Source organism: Frigoribacterium sp. Leaf8 (assembly GCF_001421165.1).
Taxonomy (GTDB): domain Bacteria; phylum Actinomycetota; class Actinomycetes; order Actinomycetales; family Microbacteriaceae; genus Frigoribacterium.
The window spans coordinates 29,268-47,403 of sequence record NZ_LMKB01000004.1; the positions used below are offsets into that span (position 1 = coordinate 29,268).

12 protein-coding genes are annotated in these 18,136 nt (G+C 73.2%); 5 read left to right on the forward strand and 7 right to left on the reverse strand.

The features are described 5' to 3' along the window. Positions 1 to 20: 20 nt before the first annotated feature. Positions 21 to 1,787 carry a sensor histidine kinase gene (locus ASL10_RS04350; RefSeq protein WP_056044792.1) on the forward strand — a complete coding sequence of 589 codons (1,767 nt, stop codon included), beginning with the start codon at positions 21 to 23 and terminating at the stop codon, positions 1,785 to 1,787. Beyond that, the gene (locus ASL10_RS04355; protein WP_056044794.1) at positions 1,784 to 2,497 is read left to right on the forward strand and encodes a response regulator; all 714 of its coding nucleotides are present in this window, start codon (positions 1,784 to 1,786) and stop codon (positions 2,495 to 2,497) included. Before ASL10_RS04350 ends, ASL10_RS04355 begins: the two co-directional genes overlap by 4 nt. Before the next feature lie 21 nt (positions 2,498 to 2,518). Here the strand turns inward: ASL10_RS04355 and ASL10_RS04360 are convergent, their stop codons facing one another. After that, positions 2,519 to 3,286 (reverse strand): hypothetical protein, encoded by a 768-nt coding sequence (locus ASL10_RS04360; RefSeq protein ID WP_056044796.1) that lies wholly within the window; start codon positions 3,284 to 3,286, stop codon positions 2,519 to 2,521. 146 nt (positions 3,287 to 3,432) lie between these two features. Here ASL10_RS04360 and ASL10_RS04365 point away from each other — a divergent pair, with 146 nt between their 5' ends. Next, on the forward strand, positions 3,433 to 3,789 hold the full coding sequence (locus ASL10_RS04365) for a hypothetical protein (protein WP_157485264.1): 357 nt from the start codon (positions 3,433 to 3,435) through the stop codon (positions 3,787 to 3,789). Between the two features lie 52 nt (positions 3,790 to 3,841). Here ASL10_RS04365 and ASL10_RS04370 read toward each other — a convergent pair whose 3' ends face one another. Together ASL10_RS04370 and ASL10_RS04375 are read right to left on the reverse strand one after the other, a co-directional pair. Continuing rightward, complete coding sequence (locus ASL10_RS04370; RefSeq protein ID WP_056044799.1) at positions 3,842 to 6,376, reverse strand: carboxylate--amine ligase/circularly permuted type 2 ATP-grasp protein; 2,535 nt, start codon at positions 6,374 to 6,376, stop codon at positions 3,842 to 3,844. 97 nt (positions 6,377 to 6,473) lie between these two features. Continuing rightward, positions 6,474 to 7,130: a TetR/AcrR family transcriptional regulator gene (locus ASL10_RS04375; protein ID WP_056044801.1), complete on the reverse strand. Its 657-nt coding sequence runs from the start codon at positions 7,128 to 7,130 to the stop codon at positions 6,474 to 6,476. A 75-nt stretch (positions 7,131 to 7,205) separates the two neighbouring features. On the opposite strand from ASL10_RS04375, the gene ASL10_RS04380 reads away from it, so the two are divergent. Further along, positions 7,206 to 8,738 (forward strand): MFS transporter, encoded by a 1,533-nt coding sequence (locus tag ASL10_RS04380; RefSeq protein ID WP_056044896.1) that lies wholly within the window; start codon positions 7,206 to 7,208, stop codon positions 8,736 to 8,738. Positions 8,739 to 8,826: 88 nt separating this feature from the next. Here ASL10_RS04380 and ASL10_RS04385 read toward each other — a convergent pair whose 3' ends face one another. Both ASL10_RS04385 and ASL10_RS04390 read right to left on the reverse strand, forming a co-directional pair. Beyond that, on the reverse strand, positions 8,827 to 11,334 hold the full coding sequence (locus tag ASL10_RS04385) for a glycoside hydrolase family 65 protein (protein ID WP_056044802.1): 2,508 nt from the start codon (positions 11,332 to 11,334) through the stop codon (positions 8,827 to 8,829). Beyond that, positions 11,331 to 12,173 (reverse strand): HAD family phosphatase, encoded by an 843-nt coding sequence (locus ASL10_RS04390; protein ID WP_235452416.1) that lies wholly within the window; start codon positions 12,171 to 12,173, stop codon positions 11,331 to 11,333. Before ASL10_RS04390 ends, ASL10_RS04385 begins: the two co-directional genes overlap by 4 nt. Positions 12,174 to 12,513: 340 nt before the next feature. Here ASL10_RS04390 and ASL10_RS04395 point away from each other — a divergent pair, with 340 nt between their 5' ends. Then, entirely contained in the window at positions 12,514 to 15,975 is a 3,462-nt protein-coding gene (locus ASL10_RS04395) for a DEAD/DEAH box helicase (RefSeq protein ID WP_157485266.1), read from the forward strand. A gap of 28 nt (positions 15,976 to 16,003) precedes the next feature. Here the strand turns inward: ASL10_RS04395 and ASL10_RS04400 are convergent, their stop codons facing one another. Together ASL10_RS04400 and ASL10_RS04405 are read right to left on the reverse strand one after the other, a co-directional pair. Further along, positions 16,004 to 16,303, reverse strand: coding sequence for a putative quinol monooxygenase (locus ASL10_RS04400; RefSeq protein WP_056044807.1), 300 nt, complete (start codon positions 16,301 to 16,303; stop codon positions 16,004 to 16,006). Positions 16,304 to 16,401: 98 nt separating this feature from the next. Then, positions 16,402 to 18,057 (reverse strand): molybdopterin-dependent oxidoreductase, encoded by a 1,656-nt coding sequence (locus ASL10_RS04405; protein ID WP_369794365.1) that lies wholly within the window; start codon positions 18,055 to 18,057, stop codon positions 16,402 to 16,404. Positions 18,058 to 18,136 lie beyond the last annotated feature (79 nt).

Consider the following 18,136-nt stretch of genomic DNA (forward strand, 5'->3'; position numbering starts at 1 on the left):
CAGCGAGGAGCCCGCCAGAGATGACCGTCGACCCCACCCGGTGGAGCATCGCCACCCGGCTGTTCGCCCTGCTCGTGGTCTTCGTCGTCGCCGTGACCCTGCTGGCGACGGCCTGGACGATCCGGTCGGCCCGCGACGACGCCGATCGCTCGGCGGCACGGGCCTGCCTGGCGCTCGCCACCTCGATCGCCGACAACCCGTACGTCGTCGACGCGATGGGGACGTCCGACCCGAGCGCCCGTCTGCAGCCCTACGCCGTGGCCCTGATGAGCGACACGTCGACCGACTTCGTCACCATCATGCGGCCCGACCGCACGCGCCTGACGCACCCCGACCCCGACGAGATCGGCCGCCCGTTCGTCGGCACGATCGCCCCGGCCCTCCGCGGGCGGTCGTTCACCGAGACCTACGCCGGCACCCTCGGCCCGTCGGTGCGCGCGGTCGTGCCGATCGAGGGCGACGGCGAGGTCGTCGCCCTCGTGTCGGCCGGCGTCACGGTCGACACCATCACGCAGTCGGTCGGCGAGCGGCTGCCGCTCGTGTTCGCGGCCGCCGGGGCGACCGTGGTGCTCGGCGGCATCGTCTCGTGGCTGCTCAGCCGGTACCTGCGGCGGGTGACCTGGGGCCGCGGCCCGGAGGAACTCGCTCGGATGTTCGCGTACTACGAAGGCGTGCTGCACTCCGTGCGCGAGGGTCTCGTGCTCGTCGACGACCGCGGCCGGCTGACGCTCTACAACGACCAGGCGGCCGAGCTGCTCGACCTGCCGCCCGGGGGCATCGCCGCTCCCGTCCCGCTGACCGACCTGCAGCTGCCCGACTCGCTCCGCGAGCTGCTCGCCTCCGGACGCCGCGCCTCCGACGAGGTGCACGTGACCGACGACCGCGTGCTGGTCGTGAACCAGGAGGTCACCGAACCCACCGAGGGCCCGTCCCACCCGTCGCCCTCGACCGGACGAGGAGGCGCGACACCGTCAGGAGGCGCGGCACCGGTCACCGGCGCCACCCGCCCGCGCTCCCGCCGCACGCTCGGGACCGTGACGACCCTGCGCGACCACACCGAGCTCACCCACCTCACCGGCGAGGTCGAGACCATGCGCACCCTCTCGGACGCGCTGCGCTCGCAGACCCACGAGTTCTCGAACCGGTTGCACACGATCGTGTCGCTGATCGAGCTCGGGCGTGGCGACGAGGCCCTCCGGTTCGCGGCCGACGAGCTCGACCTCGGCCAGCGGCTCGCTGACCGGGTCGTGGCCGCGATCGACGAGCCGACGCTCGCCGCCCTGCTGCTCGGCAAGGCGGCACAGGCCCGCGAACGGTCGATCGACCTGCGCGTCGACGTCGAGCCCGACCTGGGGACGATCGACGTCGAGCCCGGGGACCTCGTCACGATCCTGGGCAACCTCGTCGACAACGCCTTCGACGCGGTCGCCCCGACCCTCGACGCCCCGACCCCCTCCCCCGATCCCACCGGCCGCCCGGCCCGCCCGCCCCGGGTCGAGGTGACCGTCGCCCGGGTCGAGGGCGGCGTCCAGCTCGACGTCGAGGACGACGGCCCGGGGCTCGGCGACGTCGAGCTCGCCTTCCGGCGGGGGTTCAGCACCAAGCCGACGTCGGCGGGCGGACGCGGCATCGGCCTCGCGCTCGTCCGTCAGGCCGTGGGTCGGGTCGGAGGTCGGCTCGACGTCGCCACGGGACCCGACGGGACCACCTTCTCGGTGCTGCTGCCCGACCGGCGGCCGGACGACGTCGACACCACCGCCCGACGTCGGGGTGGGGTGCGGTCGTGACCGGCGCCTCCTCGTCCGTCGACCGGGTCCGCGTGCTCGTCGTCGAGGACGAGCCCCTGACCGCGGAGGCGCACGTCGCGTACCTCGACCGGCTGGACGGCTTCGAGGTGGTCGGCCGGGCGCGGGACGGACGCGAGACCCTCGACGCGGTCCGCGCTCTCGGCGGTCCCCATGGGCGCGGTCTCGACCTCGTGCTGCTCGACATGAACCTGCCCGACACGCACGGTCTGCAGCTCTGCCGGGCCCTGCGGGCGGCGGGCTCGAGCGTGGACGTCATCGCGATCACGGCCGTACGGGACGCCTCCGTCGTGCGGACCGCGGTGTCGCTCGGCATCGTCCAGTACCTGATCAAGCCGTTCACCTTCGCGACGTTCGCCGACCGGCTCGGGGCCTACCGGGCGTTCCGCGAGTCGCTGGCGACCGGGCAGGGACAGGTGACCCAGTCGGACGTCGACTCGGGGTTCGCCACCCTGCGCCGGGCACCGGCACCGACGCTGGCCAAGGGCCTCGCGCCGGCCACGCTCGAGCAGGTCGTGGCGGTGCTGCGTCGCGGCGGGTCACCGTCCGCGGGCGAGGTGGCGGACGCCGCCGGGGTGTCGAGGGTGACCGCCCGCCGGTACCTCGAGCACCTCGCCGACACGGGGGCGGCGACCCGCGAGCCCCGGTACGGCAGCCCGGGCCGACCCGAGCACGGCTACCGCTGGAACTGAGCGGACGGCCTGTCCTGCGGGTCAGCGCCGGACGAGCCGTGCGATCTCGGGCAGCGCCGCGAGGGTGCCGGATGCCCCGTGCTGGTCGGGGTCGAGGGCGAGACGCCGTAACCCGGCACGCGTGTAGGTGCCGACGTCGGCCACGAAGTCGGCGGGCGCGCGCCAGACCAGCCGGTCGGCCGACGACGCGTCGAGGCCGCGGGCGAGGGCGGCGTCCCGAGCGCGCTCGGGCGAGGTGAAGGCGAGCAGGGTCGGGGTGCCCTCGTCCACGACGGCGAAGGGCCTCGAGGCCCCGGCCGTGCCGCGGTCCACGAACCACCAGGCCTCGAGTCGGAACGCCGAGCGCCACAGGGCGACCGGGTCGTCGACCACGACGGCCGTGGTCCGCACCGGCGTCGCGTCGACCACAGGGGGCGGCACGACGACCGGTGCCGCGCTGCCGGGAGCCACCCGAGGAGGCGCGGGCCGCGTCACCGGCGTCGGTCCCGCCGGCGGGGCCGCCCGGTCGACGACCTTCTCGAGCCGGGCTCGACGGCGCTGTCCCAGACCGATCCTCACGAGCACGATGCCGCCGGCGACGAGGACGGCGACCACGGCGAGGGCGACCACGACGTCGACGGACGACTGCCGACCGGGCGCCACGAGCCCGACGAGCAGCACCGACGCGCCGATCGGCGACCCGACGACGGCGATCGCGAGCAGCACGACTCCCCAGGTGAGTGCTGCGGTGCCCGACGGGCCGCGACGGCTCGACGGACGGCGGGGGTCGGACGGGTCGGGGCTCGGCATCGGTCCAGCGTAGGGCGGCCGGCCGGGTGAGGCCCGGGTGCGGCGGCGGTGCCCGCTGCGACCCCGACGCGGCTTCGCGGTGGCAGCGACGGCGTCGCGCGCCCCAGGTGATCGACGGAGCCGTCCGTCGGCACTACGCTCCGACCATGGCCGACACGCGTGGACCCCAGATCGTCCGAGGCGACCCCGAGGTGACCCGGGCGACGCTCGACCTGAAGCTGCCGGTGGCGATGCTGCCCGGCCTCGTGCGTCGAGCACTGCAGGCGAGCCCCACGTTCTCGTTGGGCGACGCCGACGAGACGGGGGCCACGCTTCTGCGTCGGTCGGCGTCGGCCAGCGGCACGGACACCGTGAGGCTCGACTTCGCCGCGTCCGACAAGGGCAGCCGGGTCTCGGCCGAGGTCCACTCCCCCGGCGGCACGATCGGCACGTCGGTCAAGCGCCGCGACGACGACACGACCGCCCTGTTCGAGGCGATCGCGAAGGCCGCCGGGCCCTTCTGACCGGTGACGGGGCACGGGCCGACACCGCGCCTCCCTCGGGCACGCCGACGGGTCAGACGCCCACGATCCAGGTGTCCTTCGCGCCCCCGCCCTGGGACGAGTTGACGATCATGCTGCCCTCGGGCGCCACGCGGGTCAGCGCCAGGTCGGCGAGCACGCTCTCGCCCGCCCCGGTGCCGGTGAGGTACACGAAGCAGCGGAGGTCGACGTGCCGGGGCTGCAGCCCGGTCGGGGTCAGGGTCGGGTGCGACGACAACGTCACCACCTCCTGCGCGACCCAGCCGGACGGGTCCCGGGCGATCTCGGCCCGACGCTCGGCCACGACCGCCGCGCTGGCCGAGGGGCCGATCAGGACGCCGCGACCCCCCTCGCCGTCGACCGGCTTCGTGACGAGCTCGCCCACCCGGTCGAGCACCGCGAGCCGCTCGGCCGGGTCGCCCGTCCGGTAGGTCGGCACCGACTCGAGCAGCGGACGCTCGCCCAGGTAGTACCAGATGAGGTCGGGTACCGCGCAGTACATCGCCTTGTCGTCGACCAGCCCGTTGCCGGGGGCGTTGGCGAGCACGACGCCGCCCGCCGCCGCCACGTCCATCAGGTGCTCGCCGAGCAACGGGTCGTGCGGCGCGTGCACGTCGACCAGCTCGCGGTCGAGCCGCAGGTAGAGCGCGTCGACGACGGCGCCGGTCCTGCGGTCGACGACCCGCGCCTCCCGGACCTCGACGTCGTCGGCCTGCAGGAGCAGCAGCCCCGCGCCTTCGGCGAGGGTGCGGTGCTCGTACCACGCCGAGCTCGCGGGGCCCTCGCTGAGGAGCGCGCCGACCGGCTCGCCTCCGCCCCGAGGAGGCGCGGCGTGGGCCAGCAGCGTCGCCCTCAGCACCGAGAACACTCTCGTCGGGTCGAGCAGCCCCGCCGGCCGCGGAGCGTCCGGCACCACCTCGTCGAGCAGCCGTCGCACGGCGATCGAGAACGCGGCCCCGCTCGGCGCCCGGACGTTGTCCTCGAGCACGCGCCAGCCACCGAGCTCGTCGCGCACGAGGTCGAAACCCTGCACCGCCGCGCGCACGGCGTCCGCGGGCAGCCGGGTGGCCTCGGTCCGCCACCCCGCCGCGCCGACGACCTGCTCGTGGGTCAGGACGCCGTCCGCGACGACCCGGCGCTCACCGTAGGCGTCGCGGAGGAACGCCTCGATCGCCCGGGCGCGCTGGGTCAGGCCGGCCTCGAGGCGGCTCCACTCGTGCCGCGTGACGATGCGGGGCACGAGGTCGCAGTGGAACGCCCGGTGGTCGCCGCCGACGCCGAACCCGAGACCGGCCCGCTCGCACCAGGCGTCCCGTGCGACGACGCGGGCGCGGGCCTCGGTCGCGCCGAGCTGCTGGAAGAAGCCGGCGACGTCCCGGTAGGCCGGGCGGGGGTGGAGTCCCGGGCCGATCGCCTCGTCGCCGGCACGGAACCGGTACCCCACGAGGGTCGGCGCCGGGTCGTCGAGCCCGGCGGCGGGGCCGTGCGTCTCGCGGACGACCAGGTCGACCACGTCGTCGAGCCGTCCCCTCTCGGCGAAGGCGGCGCGCTGCCGGTCGGCCGAGTTGCCCCGGGCGAGCGTGGCCTCGGCGAGGTCGGACACGGTCTGCCAGTCGCCGAACTCCTCGAGTTGTGGCCGCAGCCGGGTCACGAGCTGCCGAACGGCCTCGGCCGCGGGCAACCGCGAGGGGTGCTGCTCGAGGTCGAGCAGCTCGCCGGCGAGCCCGCTGCGCGCCGCCTGCCACATCGCGGCCCGGTGCAGCGGCGCCGCGCGGTGCCGGGCGGGGCGGCCGGCCTCGACGTCCGTCTCGGCCCGGCGCACCGCGGCGCGGTAGAGGCCGGCGATCAGCACCGCGTCGTCGACCAGCGGGCAGGCGTCGCAGGTGCGCAGCTCGAGGGTGGGCGCGTGGCTCGAGGGCCGGACGTCGAAGTAGGCCATGCCGCTGTCGGCGATCACGCCCGACCCGATGAGGTCGGCGAGCAGCTGGTCGTACTCGGCGGCGTCGGCCATCGGGCCGGTCGCCCCGGCGCTCGGCCACCGTTGCCAGATGAGCGAGCGGATGCTCGCGTAACCGGTGTCCTGGCCGTTGAGGTAGGGCGAGCTGGCGCTCAGGGCGAGCAGGGCGGGCAGCACCGGGGCGATCCGCCCGGCGACGTCCACGGCGAGGTCGCGGTCGGCGACGCCCACGTGGATCTGCAGGCCGCAGATCAGCTGCTCGTCCACGAGCAGGCGGTACTGCTCGTGCATGCGCCCGTAGCGCCCGGTCGTGGTCAGTTCGAAGTCGGCGACCTCGCTGCGCGGGGCCGTGCCGACGGCGCCGATGGCGAGCCCCTCGGCGGTCGTCACCTCGACGAGGTCCCGACGAAGGGTCAGGATCTCGCGCCGCAGGTCGTCGAGCGTGGTCACGACCGGGACGTTGGTCTCGATCGTGGTGCGCTGCAGTTCGGCCCCGTAGCGGTCGGCAGGCAACCGGGCGAGGAGGTGCGGCGCCCTGGCCGACAGACGCCCCGTCTCGAGGTCGATCAGGTGCAGTTCTTCTTCCGCCCCCAGCGTCAGCTCAGCGCTCATGCCTGCACAGTACGGGCGTGGCCCGGTTCTGCCCGCCTCTTCATGAGGATTTCACATGAACGGGTCACGAGGAGGCGCGGCCCCGTCGGCCTCGGAGTCAGACCCGAGCGGTCTGGCGCACCCCCGCGGCGGGCAGCAGCACGCCGTCGATGAGCCCGACGAGGTAGTCACGGTCGACGGGCTTGCGGAGGACGAGCACCCGGTACGACACCATCGACGGGGTGACGAGGGCGAGTGCCTCGATGTCGGTGTCGGCCGCGATCTCGCCTCGCTCGAGGGCGCGGCGCAGCAGCAGGCGGTTGGCCTCGGCACGGGGTTGGACGATCGCGGCGTCGACGGCCTCGGCCAGCTCGGGCGTGGTCGAGAGCATCGTCACGACGCCCGCCATGACCCGCATCTTCTTCTCGGCGTCGTCGATGCTGTGCGGCTTGATCATCGCCAGGAGGTCTCCGCGCAGCGTGCCGGTGTCGGGCAGGCCGTCGAGGTCGACGGCCCCCTGCTTGAGGCAGGCCACCGCGTCGACGACGAGTTCGCCCTTCGAGGCCCAGCGGCGGTAGAGCGTGGCCTTGCCGGCCTTGGCGCGAGCGGCCACCATCTCGATGGTCATGCCCTCGAAACCGGTCTCGGCGAGCACGTCGATGGTGCACCGGAGGATCTCGGGGTCGCGGCTGTGGTCGCGCTTGCGACCCGGTCGCGAGGGGGTCGCGGGGTCGGTCTCGGCGGGCGTCGTCGCCACGCCTTCCCTGTCGGTCATGGGGGCGACTCTACATCGGATGTTTACGAAACTGCCTGTATCCGAAACTCGCAAGACTCGTATATGCTCGCGCTCATGTCTCAGGCCTCCACCTCCCCTGACGGCGCGACCCGCGCCTCCTCGTCCTCTGCCACCCCGCCGCCGTCCCGGCGCTGGTGGACCCTCACCACCGTCGCCCTCGCCCAACTGATGGTCGTCCTCGACTCGACCGTCGTGAACATCGCGCTGCCCGCCGCCCAGACCGACCTCGGCTTCTCGGACGGCGACCGGCAGTGGATCATCACCGCCTACTCGCTCGCCTTCGGCAGCCTGCTGCTCGTCGGCGGCCGCGTCAGCGACCTGATCGGCCGCAAGCGGACGTTCATCATCGGCCTGATCGGCTTCGCCCTCGCCTCGGCCCTCGGCGGTGCGGCCGGCACCTTCGGGCTGCTCGTCTTCGCCCGCGCCCTGCAGGGCGCGTTCGGCGCCCTGCTCGCGCCGACCGCCCTCGCCGTCTTGACCACGACCTTCACGATCCCGAAGGAGCGTGCCCGCGCGTTCGGCGTGTTCGGGGCGATCGCCGGTGCCGGCGGAGCCATCGGCCTGCTGCTCGGCGGGTTCCTGACCCAGTACGCCTCGTGGCGCTGGAACCTCTACATCAACGTCGTCATCGCCGCCGTCGCGATCGTCGGGGCCGCGATCTTCGTGTCGCACGTCACCCGCACCGGACCGCGACCCAAGCTCGACGTGCCTGGCACGCTGCTCGTCTCCGGCGCGCTCTTCTCGCTCGTCTACGGCTTCTCGAACGCCGAGACGCAGGGTTGGGACTCGCCGCTGACCTGGGGCTTCCTGGCGGCGGCCGTCGTGCTGCTCACCTCGTTCGTCGCGTGGCAGCGCCGGGCCGAGCACCCCCTGCTGCCCCTGTCGATCGTCCTCGACCGCAACCGGGGTGCCGCCTACGCGTCGGTGACCATCGCGGGCGCGGGCATGTTCGGCATCTTCCTGTTCGTGACGTACTACCTGCAGACCTCGCTCGGGTACACGCCGACCAAGACCGGCCTGGCCTTCCTGCCCATGATCGCGATGCTCGTCCTCGCGGCCCAGCTGTCGACGAACATCTTCGTGCCGCGCTTCGGGCCCAAGATCATGGTGCCGTTCGGCATGACCCTCGGCGTGGTCGGCATGCTGCTGCTCACCCGGCTCGACCTCGAGAGCATGTACGCCGCCAACGTGCTGCCGGCCCTGATGGTGCTGGGCTTCGGCATGGGCTCGATCATGCCCGCGTCGATCCAGACCGCCACGCTCGGCGTCGACCGCGGACACGCGGGCGTCGCCTCGGCCATGGTCAACACGAGCCAGCAGGTCGGCGGGTCGATCGGCACGGCACTGCTCAACACCCTGGCGGCGACCGCGGCCGCGAACTACGTGGCCGACCACCTGCCCGCGACCGGGGCCGTCGCGGCCGAGGCCGCCGTGACCGGCTACGCCACGGCGTACTGGTGGGGAGCAGGGTTCTTCGCGGTCGGCGCGGTCATCGCGGCCCTCCTGTTCCGACGCCGCGTCCCGCAGTCGGACGACGTGGACGCGTCGGCCTCGCCCGCCGTGGACGCACCGGTCCCGGTGCACTGACGCGACCCCCTCGCCCGGACGACCCGCGCCTCCTCAGCCCTCGGGGCCGGGGAGGCGCGGGTCGTCCGGGCGACGGACGTCGCGTCGGTCAGGACGCGGCTTCGTCCTCGTCGTAGCGGTCGACGCTGATCGTCGGGATCGACGCCGTGATGACGGAACCGTCGGCGCGCATCAGCCCGCGGAGGTCGCTCGTCGTGGGGACGCGCGTCGTGATGCGCGGCCCCTGACCCTCGAGGGCCACCCGCACCGGAGCCTCGGGGGTGACCCGGAACTCGTCGCCGCGGACGGACAACGTCACGGCGTCGCCCGTCTCGACGGTGAAGACGATCTCGTGCTGGGCGAGGTCGACGCGCACGCGGCTGCCCTTGATCGCGACGCGGAACGAGAGCTCGTCCCAGTCGGCCGGCAGGCGCGGGTCGAAGGTGATCGAGCCGAGCCAGTCGCGCATGCCGCCGTATCCGTTGACCAGCGCGCTCCAGATGCCGCCGGTCGACGCCACGTGGACGCCGTCGGACGTGTTCTTGTGCAGGTCGGCCAGGTCGACGTAGAGGGACGACAGGAAGTACTGCTGCGACAGCTGGTGGTGGCCCACCTCGGCCGCGATGATCGACTGCACGACGCCGGACAGGGTCGAGTCGCCCGTCGTCAGCGCGTCGTAGTACTCGAAGTTGCGCAGCTTCTGCTCGGGCGTGAACTCGTCGCCCTGCAGGTAGAGCGCGAGCACGACGTCCGCCTGCTTGAGCACCTGGAAGCGGTAGATGACCAGCGGGTGGTAGTGCAACAGCAGCGGTCGCTTGTTCGCCGGGGTGGCCTCGAGGTCCCAGAGCTCCTTGTCGAGGAACTGGGCGTCCTGCGGGTGGATGCCCCGGTGGTCGTCGTACGGGATGTGCATCGCCTCGGCGGCGAGCTGCCACCCCGTGATCTCGTGCTCCTCGAGGCCGAGGCGGTCGACCATCCGGTCGAACGCGACGGGAGAGTCGTCCTTCAGACGGGTGACCGCCCGGACGGCCGCCCGCAGGTTCGCGCGCGCCATGACGTTCGTGTAGAGGTTGTCGTCGACGACGGTCGTGTACTCGTCGGGCCCGGTGACGCCGTCGATGTGGAACCGCTGGTCGCCGTTCGAGCGCCAGAAGCCGAGGTCGGCCCACAGGCGCGCCGTCTCGACGAGGATGTCGACGGCACCTCTCTGCAGGAAGTCCTCGTCGCCGGTCGCCTGGACGTACTGGCTGAGGGCATGGCTGATGTCGGCGTCGATGTGGTACTGGGCCGTGCCGGCGGCGTAGTACGCGCTCGACTCGAGCCCGTTGATGGTGCGCCACGGGAACAGCGCGCCGCGCTGGTTCAACTCGACGGCCCGGTCACGGGCGGCGTCGAGCATGCCCAGACGGAAGCGCAGGGCGTTGCGGGCCACGTTGGGCGAGGTGTACGTCAGGAACGGCAGGACGTAGATCTCGGTGTCCCAGAAGTAGTGTCCGCCGTAGCCCGACCCCGTCACGCCCTTGGCCGCGACCCCCTGACCGTCGGTCCGGGCCGTCGCCTGCGCGAGCTGGAAGAGGTTCCAGCGGACGGCCTGCTGGATCTCGGGCTGGCCGGCGACCTGGACGTCGCTGCGCTGCCAGAAGTCGTCGAGCCAGGCGCGCTGGTGCTCGAAGATCTCGGCCGTGGGCGTCTCGGCGGCCCGGTCGAGGGTGCGGTCGCACCGGTCGGCCAGTTCGCGAGGCGGCACGCCGCGACTCGTGTGGTAGGTGATCGTCTTGGTCAGGCGGACCTTCTGGCCGGCCTGCGCCTTCACGCGGTAGACGTGCTTGGCGATGTCGTCGTCGATCTGCGAGGACTGGTCCCACTCGGCGTCGGTCTCGATGCGGTGCTCGGCGCCGACCGCGATCGTCATGCCCGAGTTCGTCGTGCGGTAGCCGAGCACGGCCCGCGTGCCGCCGTTGCGGTTGAGCACGGGCTGCAGCACCCGGTCGTCGAACGACTCGGCCTTGCGCGGGTCGAACGCCTCGGCCGCGGCCCGCATGCCGGCGTGGTACTGGTCGCCCATGTCCTGACGGTTGAGGATCTGGCTCGAGATCAGCAGCGACGCCGACGAGTCGAGCATCGTGACCTCGTACTCGATGACGACGAGGTGGCGGTCCTCGAAGCTGACCAGGCGGCGGCTGGTCACCAGGACGCGCTTGCCAGAGGGCGTGCGCCAGTCGATCTCGCGGGTGAGGACGCCGTCGCGGAAGTCGAGGCGTCGCGTGTGGCGGAGGATGTCGGCCTCGAAGAGCACGAACGGTTCGTCGTCGACGTAGAGGCGGATGACCTTCGCGTCGGGCACGTTGACGATCGTCTGGCCGACCCGGGCGAACCCGAAGGCCTCTTCGGCGTGCCGGATGGGCCAGGTCTCGTGGAACCCGTTGACGAAGGTGCCGAACGAGTGACCGCCGCGCCCCTCGTCGGGGTTGCCGCGGAGGCCGAGGTACCCGTTGCCGACCGCGAAGACGGTCTCGGTGAGGCCCTCGTCGCCCTGGATGTACTCGTCCTCGACGAATGCCCACTCGTCGACGGGGAACCGTGAGCGGTCGAGCGGGTCGGACGTGATGTGGTTCACGACTGTGCCTCCGTGGTGCCGGTGGTGCTGCTGCTGGTCGAGGGGGTGCCCGGTGTCGCCTGGTCGGGATTCGGAGCCGAGGAGGCGCGGGTTCGGTCGAGCGCCTCGACCAACTCGCCGAGGTCGTCGACCACCAGGTCGGCCCCGAAGTCGAGCAGGGTCTGCGCGCCCGTGCCCCGGTCGACCCCGAGCACGAGGCCGAAGGAACCGCGGCGACCGGCCTCGACGCCGGACTGCGCGTCCTCGACGACGACGCAGTCGTCGGCGGTGAGGCCGAGGCGGCGGGCGCCTTCGAGGTACGTGTCGGGGGCGGGCTTGCCGGCGATGCCCTCGGCCGCGGCCACGACGCCGTCGACGATCACGTCGAAGCGGTCGCGGAGGCCCGCGGCCTCGAGCACCGGCACGGCGTTGCGCGAGCTGGAGACCACGGCGACCCGGACGCCCTCAGCGAGGGCCCGGTCGAGGAAGGCCACCGACCCCGAGTACGGCGTGACGCCGTTCTCGGCGAGCTCGGCGGCGAAGGCCGCGTTCTTGCGGTTGCCGAGACCGCAGACGGTCTCGACCTCGGGGTCGTCGTCGGGTGACCCCTCGGGCAGGACGACGTCGCGGGCCGCGAGCATCGCCCGGACGCCGTCGTAGCGGGGCCGACCGTCGACGTGCTCGAAGTAGTCGGCCTCGGTGTAGGGCGCGAGGTCGTGCGCGGCGAAGTAGTCGCCGAAGAGGCGGGCCCACGCGCGCATGTGGACCTCGGCGGTCGGCGTCAGGACGCCGTCCAGGTCGAAGAGCAGGGCGCGGAGGTGCGAGAGGCGCGAGGCGTCGCGGGGCGTGGCGATGGACACGGGGTGCCGATCCCTTCGAGCGTGCGGGCAGGGTGAGAGGCACCGGGGCGACGACGGCTCGGTGCCGGTGAGGCGGGAACGTTTCGGGCAGGACGATGACGCGGGGCGACGGGACGAGCGGGTGGTGCGGGCCAGCTGCTGTGCCGACGGGGTGGTGCGGGGTGGGCCCCACGGGTCAAGTGTGGCACCGCTGCGCCCCGACACCTAGCCACGCGTCCGGGGGTGTGGACGACGCACGCCCTGGGGGCGGGACGACGGGGCCGGCGGACGATCCCGGGGAGGACCACGACACCTGGGGAGCGAGCCGGAGGTGTCGGCGGCGGCTGACATCATGGGCGGCATGGACCTGGGCGACGAGTTCGACGTGCACGACGGCTTCCCGGCCGGTGACGGCGACGCCGACGGCCCCGTCCACTCGACGGCCGTGCCGATGGTCGACGCCGTCGACGTCATCCGGCTCGTCGGACCGCGCGCCTTCAACCGGGCGAAAGAATACGTCCGCGACGGAGCCGTGCTCGACACCGCCTGGAACCCCGCGGACGAGCGCCTCGAGGGCACCGTCCGAGGGGCCGAGTCGACGCCCTACCAGGTCGTCGTCGACCTGCGGGCGACCCGCGGCGAGTACAGCCGCCCGGTCCGCAGCCGCTGCACCTGCCCGATCGGCAGCGACTGCAAGCACGTCGCGGCGACGCTGTTGCAGAGCAACTCCCGGGCCGTGGCCGATCGCAGCGCCCCGGCCCCCACCGTCGACGAGCTGACGACCGGGGGCGTGACCGCGCTCGGGGCGGCCCGGTCCGGGACGGGAGCGAGCGACTGGCGGTCGACGGTGGGGGCGATCGGGCAGCCGACCCGCGCCTCCTCGGCCCGGACGACGCGCATGGGTCTGCTCTTCGAACTGCGCGACCGGGCGCACTCGACCCGGGGGCGCGCGGTCGCGCCCTCGGCCCGGCGGCAGGGCGGACCGACGGTGCAGCGACTCGGCGTGCGGCCGGTCACCCTGAGCGGCACGGGCAACTGGGTGCGCGGCAACCTGACCTGGACGTCGCTGCCGTACCAGCTCAACCGGCTGGCCATCGAGCCCGATCAGCACGCCTGGTTCGGCCAGTTCGCGGCGCTCCACCGGTCGGCGGTCTCGACCTACACGCCGGGCGACGCCGACTGGTTGTTCGTCGACGACTTCGCCAGCCCGTTGCTGTGGCCGCTGCTGGCCGAGGCCGGTCGCCTGGGCATCTCGCTCGTGACGGGCAAGCGCGCGACCGACGTCGTCGTCGGCGACGAGGCCCGCGTCACGGTCGACGCGGTGCGAGGCGACGACGGCTCGATGCTGCTGACCGCCGGGGTCACCGTCGACGGCGTGGCCCGTCGCGCGGAGTCGACCGGCGTCATCGCCGACCACGGGGTGTGGTGCGTCGCCCACGAACCCGCACCGACCTTCACGCTCGCGCCGACCGCAGGGCCGCTCGACGACGAGCAACGGCGGTTGCTGACCATCACGCCCGAGGTCGTGGTCCCGGCCGCCGACTCCGACGAGTTCCTCCGCGACTACTACCCCACCCTGCGCCGGCGCGTCGACGTCGTCAGCTCGGACGCGTCGATCGAGTTCCCGACGATCGTGCCGCCCGTGCTGACGCTCACCGTCGGGTTCGAGAAGGGGCAGACGATCCGCCTGACCTGGCGGTGGACGATCGACGGGGCACCCCGACCGCTGACGGCCCACTCCCCCGTCCCCGACCTGGCCGAGCTCGACGTCGTCCCCCGCGACCAGGTGCTGAAGGGGGTGACCGCAGCCGAGTTCGCGACCGGCACGCTGCCAGCACTCGAGGCGCGACCCGACGTGCAGGTCGACCTCGTCGGCACGCGGCCCGACTACCACGAGCTGACCGACGAGCCCCGACTGACCATCACCACGATGCCGACCGACAAGCGCGACTGGTTCGACCTCGGCGTGCTGGTCACCGTCGAGGGACGGACCGTGCCCTTCACGCCGCTCATCACCGCCCTCGCGAAGGGTCGCAAGAAGTTGCTGCTGGTCGACCACTCGTACCTGTCCCTCGACCACCCGGCCTTCGACGAACTCAAGAGGCTCATCGACGAGGCGTCGGCACTCGACGAATGGGAGGTCGCGCCACGCATCAACCGCTACCAGGCCAGCCTCTGGTCCGAGCTCGACGAACTCGCCGACGAGACGGTGCCCGCCGCCGAGTGGCAGCGGTCGGTCGGCGGACTGCTCGCCCTGGCCGACGCCGGCGGCCTCGCAGCCGCCACGGCGACCCCCGTGCCGGCCACGGTCGACGCGACCCTGCGCCCGTACCAGCACGAGGGGTTCGCCTGGCTCGCCTTCCTCCACGAGCAGGGGCTCGGCGGGGTGCTGGCCGACGACATGGGCCTCGGCAAGACCCTGCAGACGCTCGCCCTCGTCGCGCACGTGCGCGAGACCGAACGGATGCGGGTGGGCGGCCCGGCAGCCGCCGCGGACCCGGCAGCGGCCCCGGACCCGCTAGCGGCCACGGCCGAGGCGGCCCCGGCCCCGGCCGCGGCCGACGGTCCCGGCGCTCCTCCCGCGCCGTTCCTCGTCGTGGCCCCGACGTCGGTCGTGTCGAACTGGGTGGCCGAGGCCGCCCGCTTCACACCAGGGCTGACCGTCCGCGCCGTGACCGCCACGCAGGCCAAGGGCGGACGCGGTTCGGTGCACGACCTCGCCCGGGGTGCCGACGTCGTCGTCACCTCGTACGCCCTGTTCCGCCTCGACTTCGCCGCCTACCAGGCCGAAGGGTGGGCGGGGCTGATCCTCGACGAGGCACAGTTCGTCAAGAACCGTGCCTCGCAGGCCCACCGGTGCGCGGTCGACCTCGACGTGCCGTTCAAGCTCGCCATCACCGGCACGCCGCTCGAGAACAGCCTGACCGACCTGTGGTCCTTGCTGCACGTGGTGGCGCCCGGACTGCTCGGCAGCAGCGTCCGCTTCGCCGACGACTACGTCAAGCCCATCGCCACGGGCGAGGCACCCGACCTGCTCCAGAAGCTCCGCCGGCGCATCCGACCCCTGATGATGCGCCGGACGAAAGAACAGGTCGCGTCCGACCTGCCCGCCAAGCAGGAGCAGGTCCTCCGCGTCGACCTCGACCCCGCGCACCGCGACCTCTACGACGCCTTCCTGCAGCGTGAACGACAGAAGCTGCTCGGCCTGATGGACGACCTCGACCGCAACCGGTTCATCGTCTTCCGGTCGCTCACCCTGCTGCGCCTGCTCTCGCTCGACGCCTCACTCGTCGACGAGGCCTACGTCGACATCCCCTCGGCGAAGCTCGACCAGTTGCTCGACGAACTCGAGGACGTGGTCGCCGAGGGGCACCGCGCCTTGATCTTCAGCCAGTTCACGACGTTCTTGCACAAGGTCGCCGCCCGGCTCGAACAGCGTGGCGTCGCGTTCGAGTACCTCGACGGGTCGACCCGACGTCGGGCCGAGGTGATCGACCGGTTCAAGACCGGCGACGCACCCGCGTTCCTCATCAGCCTGAAGGCGGGCGGGTTCGGGCTCAACCTGACCGAGGCGGACTACGTGTTCATCCTCGACCCGTGGTGGAACCCGGCCACCGAGGCCCAGGCGGTCGACCGCACGCACCGCATCGGGCAGACCGACAACGTGATGGTCTACCGGATGATCGCGAACGACACCATCGAGGAGAAGGTCCTGGCCCTCCAGGCCCAGAAGTCCCAGCTCTTCGACGCCGTGATGGACGACGACGCCGTGTTCAGCGCGGCGCTCACCGCCGACGACATCCGCGGCCTGCTCGACGCCTGACCCGAGCCGGGCCGGGCCGAGGCGGGCGTCAGGCCAGCGACACCGTCTCGGCGAAGGTCCGCGTGGTCGGCGGCGCGAGCAAGACCTCGGGCAGGCGGTTGGCCCCCTCGGGCGTGGCGCGCCAGGCGACGTAGGCGTCGTGGTCGGCCGACGAGGCCCACGTCTCGACGACGATCATGACCGACGGGTCGGCGTCGTCGATCAGCACCTCGAGCCCCTGGCAGCCGGGCCAGGCGCGCGTGGCGACGAGGGTCTCGCGGGCGATCTCGTGGGCGAGGTCGAGCCGGGCGGGGTCGACGTGCAGTTCGAGGTGGACGGTGGTGGACATGGTGGTCCCTTCGATCGGGCGGCGGCCCCGGGAGCGGGCCGCGCGGCGGACGGGCCGCGACCTCCCACCCTGGCACCCGCGCCTCCTCGTCCGCCGGATCAGGCGACCTCGACGGTCACGCGGTGCCAGCCCTCGGCCCCGTTCGGAGCCGGCTGGACGTACTGCTCGCGCTGCCAGGTGCCGTCCGCGCCCTGCGCCCGCACGTCGATCGTGTGCGACCCCGAGCCCGCGGCCCCGGCGTCCCAGCGATGGACCCACTGGCGCCAGGTGTCGGCCGAGACCGAGTCGGCCAGGGTCGCGTCGAGCCACGAGCCGCCGTCGATCCGCACCTGGACCGCCTCGACGCCCGTGTGCGGCTGCCAGGCCACCCCCGCGATCGAGACCGTCCCGGCGTCGACGGATGCCCCGTCGCGGGGCACGTCGATGCGCGACTCGAGCTTGACCGGCCCCAGGGCGTCCCAGCCGCGAGGCGTCCAGTAGCCCTGGGCGTCGGAGAACCGCGTGACCTCCATCTCGACGACCCACTTGGTCGCCGACACGTAGCCGAACAGGCCGGGCACGACCATCCGCACCGGGAAGCCGTGCTCGATCGGCAGCGGCTGGCCGTTCATGCCGACCGCGAGCAGCGCGTCCGTGCCGTCGTCCTGCAGCACGTCGAGCGGCGTACCGGCCGAGAAGCCGTCGATGCTGCGCGACAGCACCATGTCGGCGCCGCCGTTCGGCCCCGCGCGCTCGAGCAGCGAGCGGATCGGGTAGCCGAGCCAGAGCGCGTTGCCGATCAGGTCGCCGCCGACGTCGTTCGAGACGCAGCTGAGGGTCGCCATGTGCTCCTCGAGCGGCAGGGCGAGCAGCTCGTCGAACGAGATCGTCACCTCGCGATCGACCAGGCCGTGGATGCGCAGACTCCAGTCGGCCGGGTCGATCGACGGCACCTGCAGGGCCGTGTCGATGCGGTAGAAGTCGGCGGCGGGCGTGACGTAGGGCGTGATGCCCTCGACGTCCAAGGAGGCGCCGGCCGGGACCGCGGCCTCGGTCACGCTCGCGCGGGGCAGCGTCAGGGCACGCCGCAGGGCCGCGGCGTTCGCCCGGCCGGCGTTCACGACGCGGGCCCCCGTGCCGACGACGACGGCGGCCACGCCGGCCACGACCGTGTACGTGAGGAACGACCGGCGTTCGAGCCCTGGCCCGCGCAGCGGCGGGACGGGCTGGGTCTGCTCCGCCCACCCGGCCGACGTCGAACGGACCCACCGACGGAGGCGCGAGGCGAGCTTGTCGACCAGCAGCACGGCGGCGAAGGTGCCGACGAGGCTCGGGATGGCGTCGACCTGGCCGGCGTCCGCGCGGGTCAGGACCGCGATCACGGCGAGCGCCCCGCCCGCCACGAAGGCGATCTTGCCGATCGGCTGGCGGCGGTACTCGCCGTAGCCGGCCGCGCCGGTGATGACGACGAGCAGCACGCCCATCAGGACGAAGAGGGCGACCTTGTCGCCGGTGCCGAACAGCGACACCATGGCGTCCTTCACGCCGGCGGGGGCGAGGTCGACGACGGCCGAGCCGACGGCGAAGAGCGGGCTGCCGGTGGGCCCGGTGACGAGGGCGACGACCTCGGCGGCGGCGAGGAACGCGGCCATCGACACGATGCCGGCGAGAGCGGCCCACAGCCCGGCGGCGCGAGGGGTCATCGGGTCGGTGGGGCCGGGCGTCGGTGCGGGGCCGGACGTCGACGACTCGGGTGGGGACAGGCGGACCGACATGGGCTCAGGGTACGACGCGTGGCTCGGGAACCGCCTGCGTCCCGGGGACCGGGGACGCGCCTCCTGGTGTCGGGCGGAC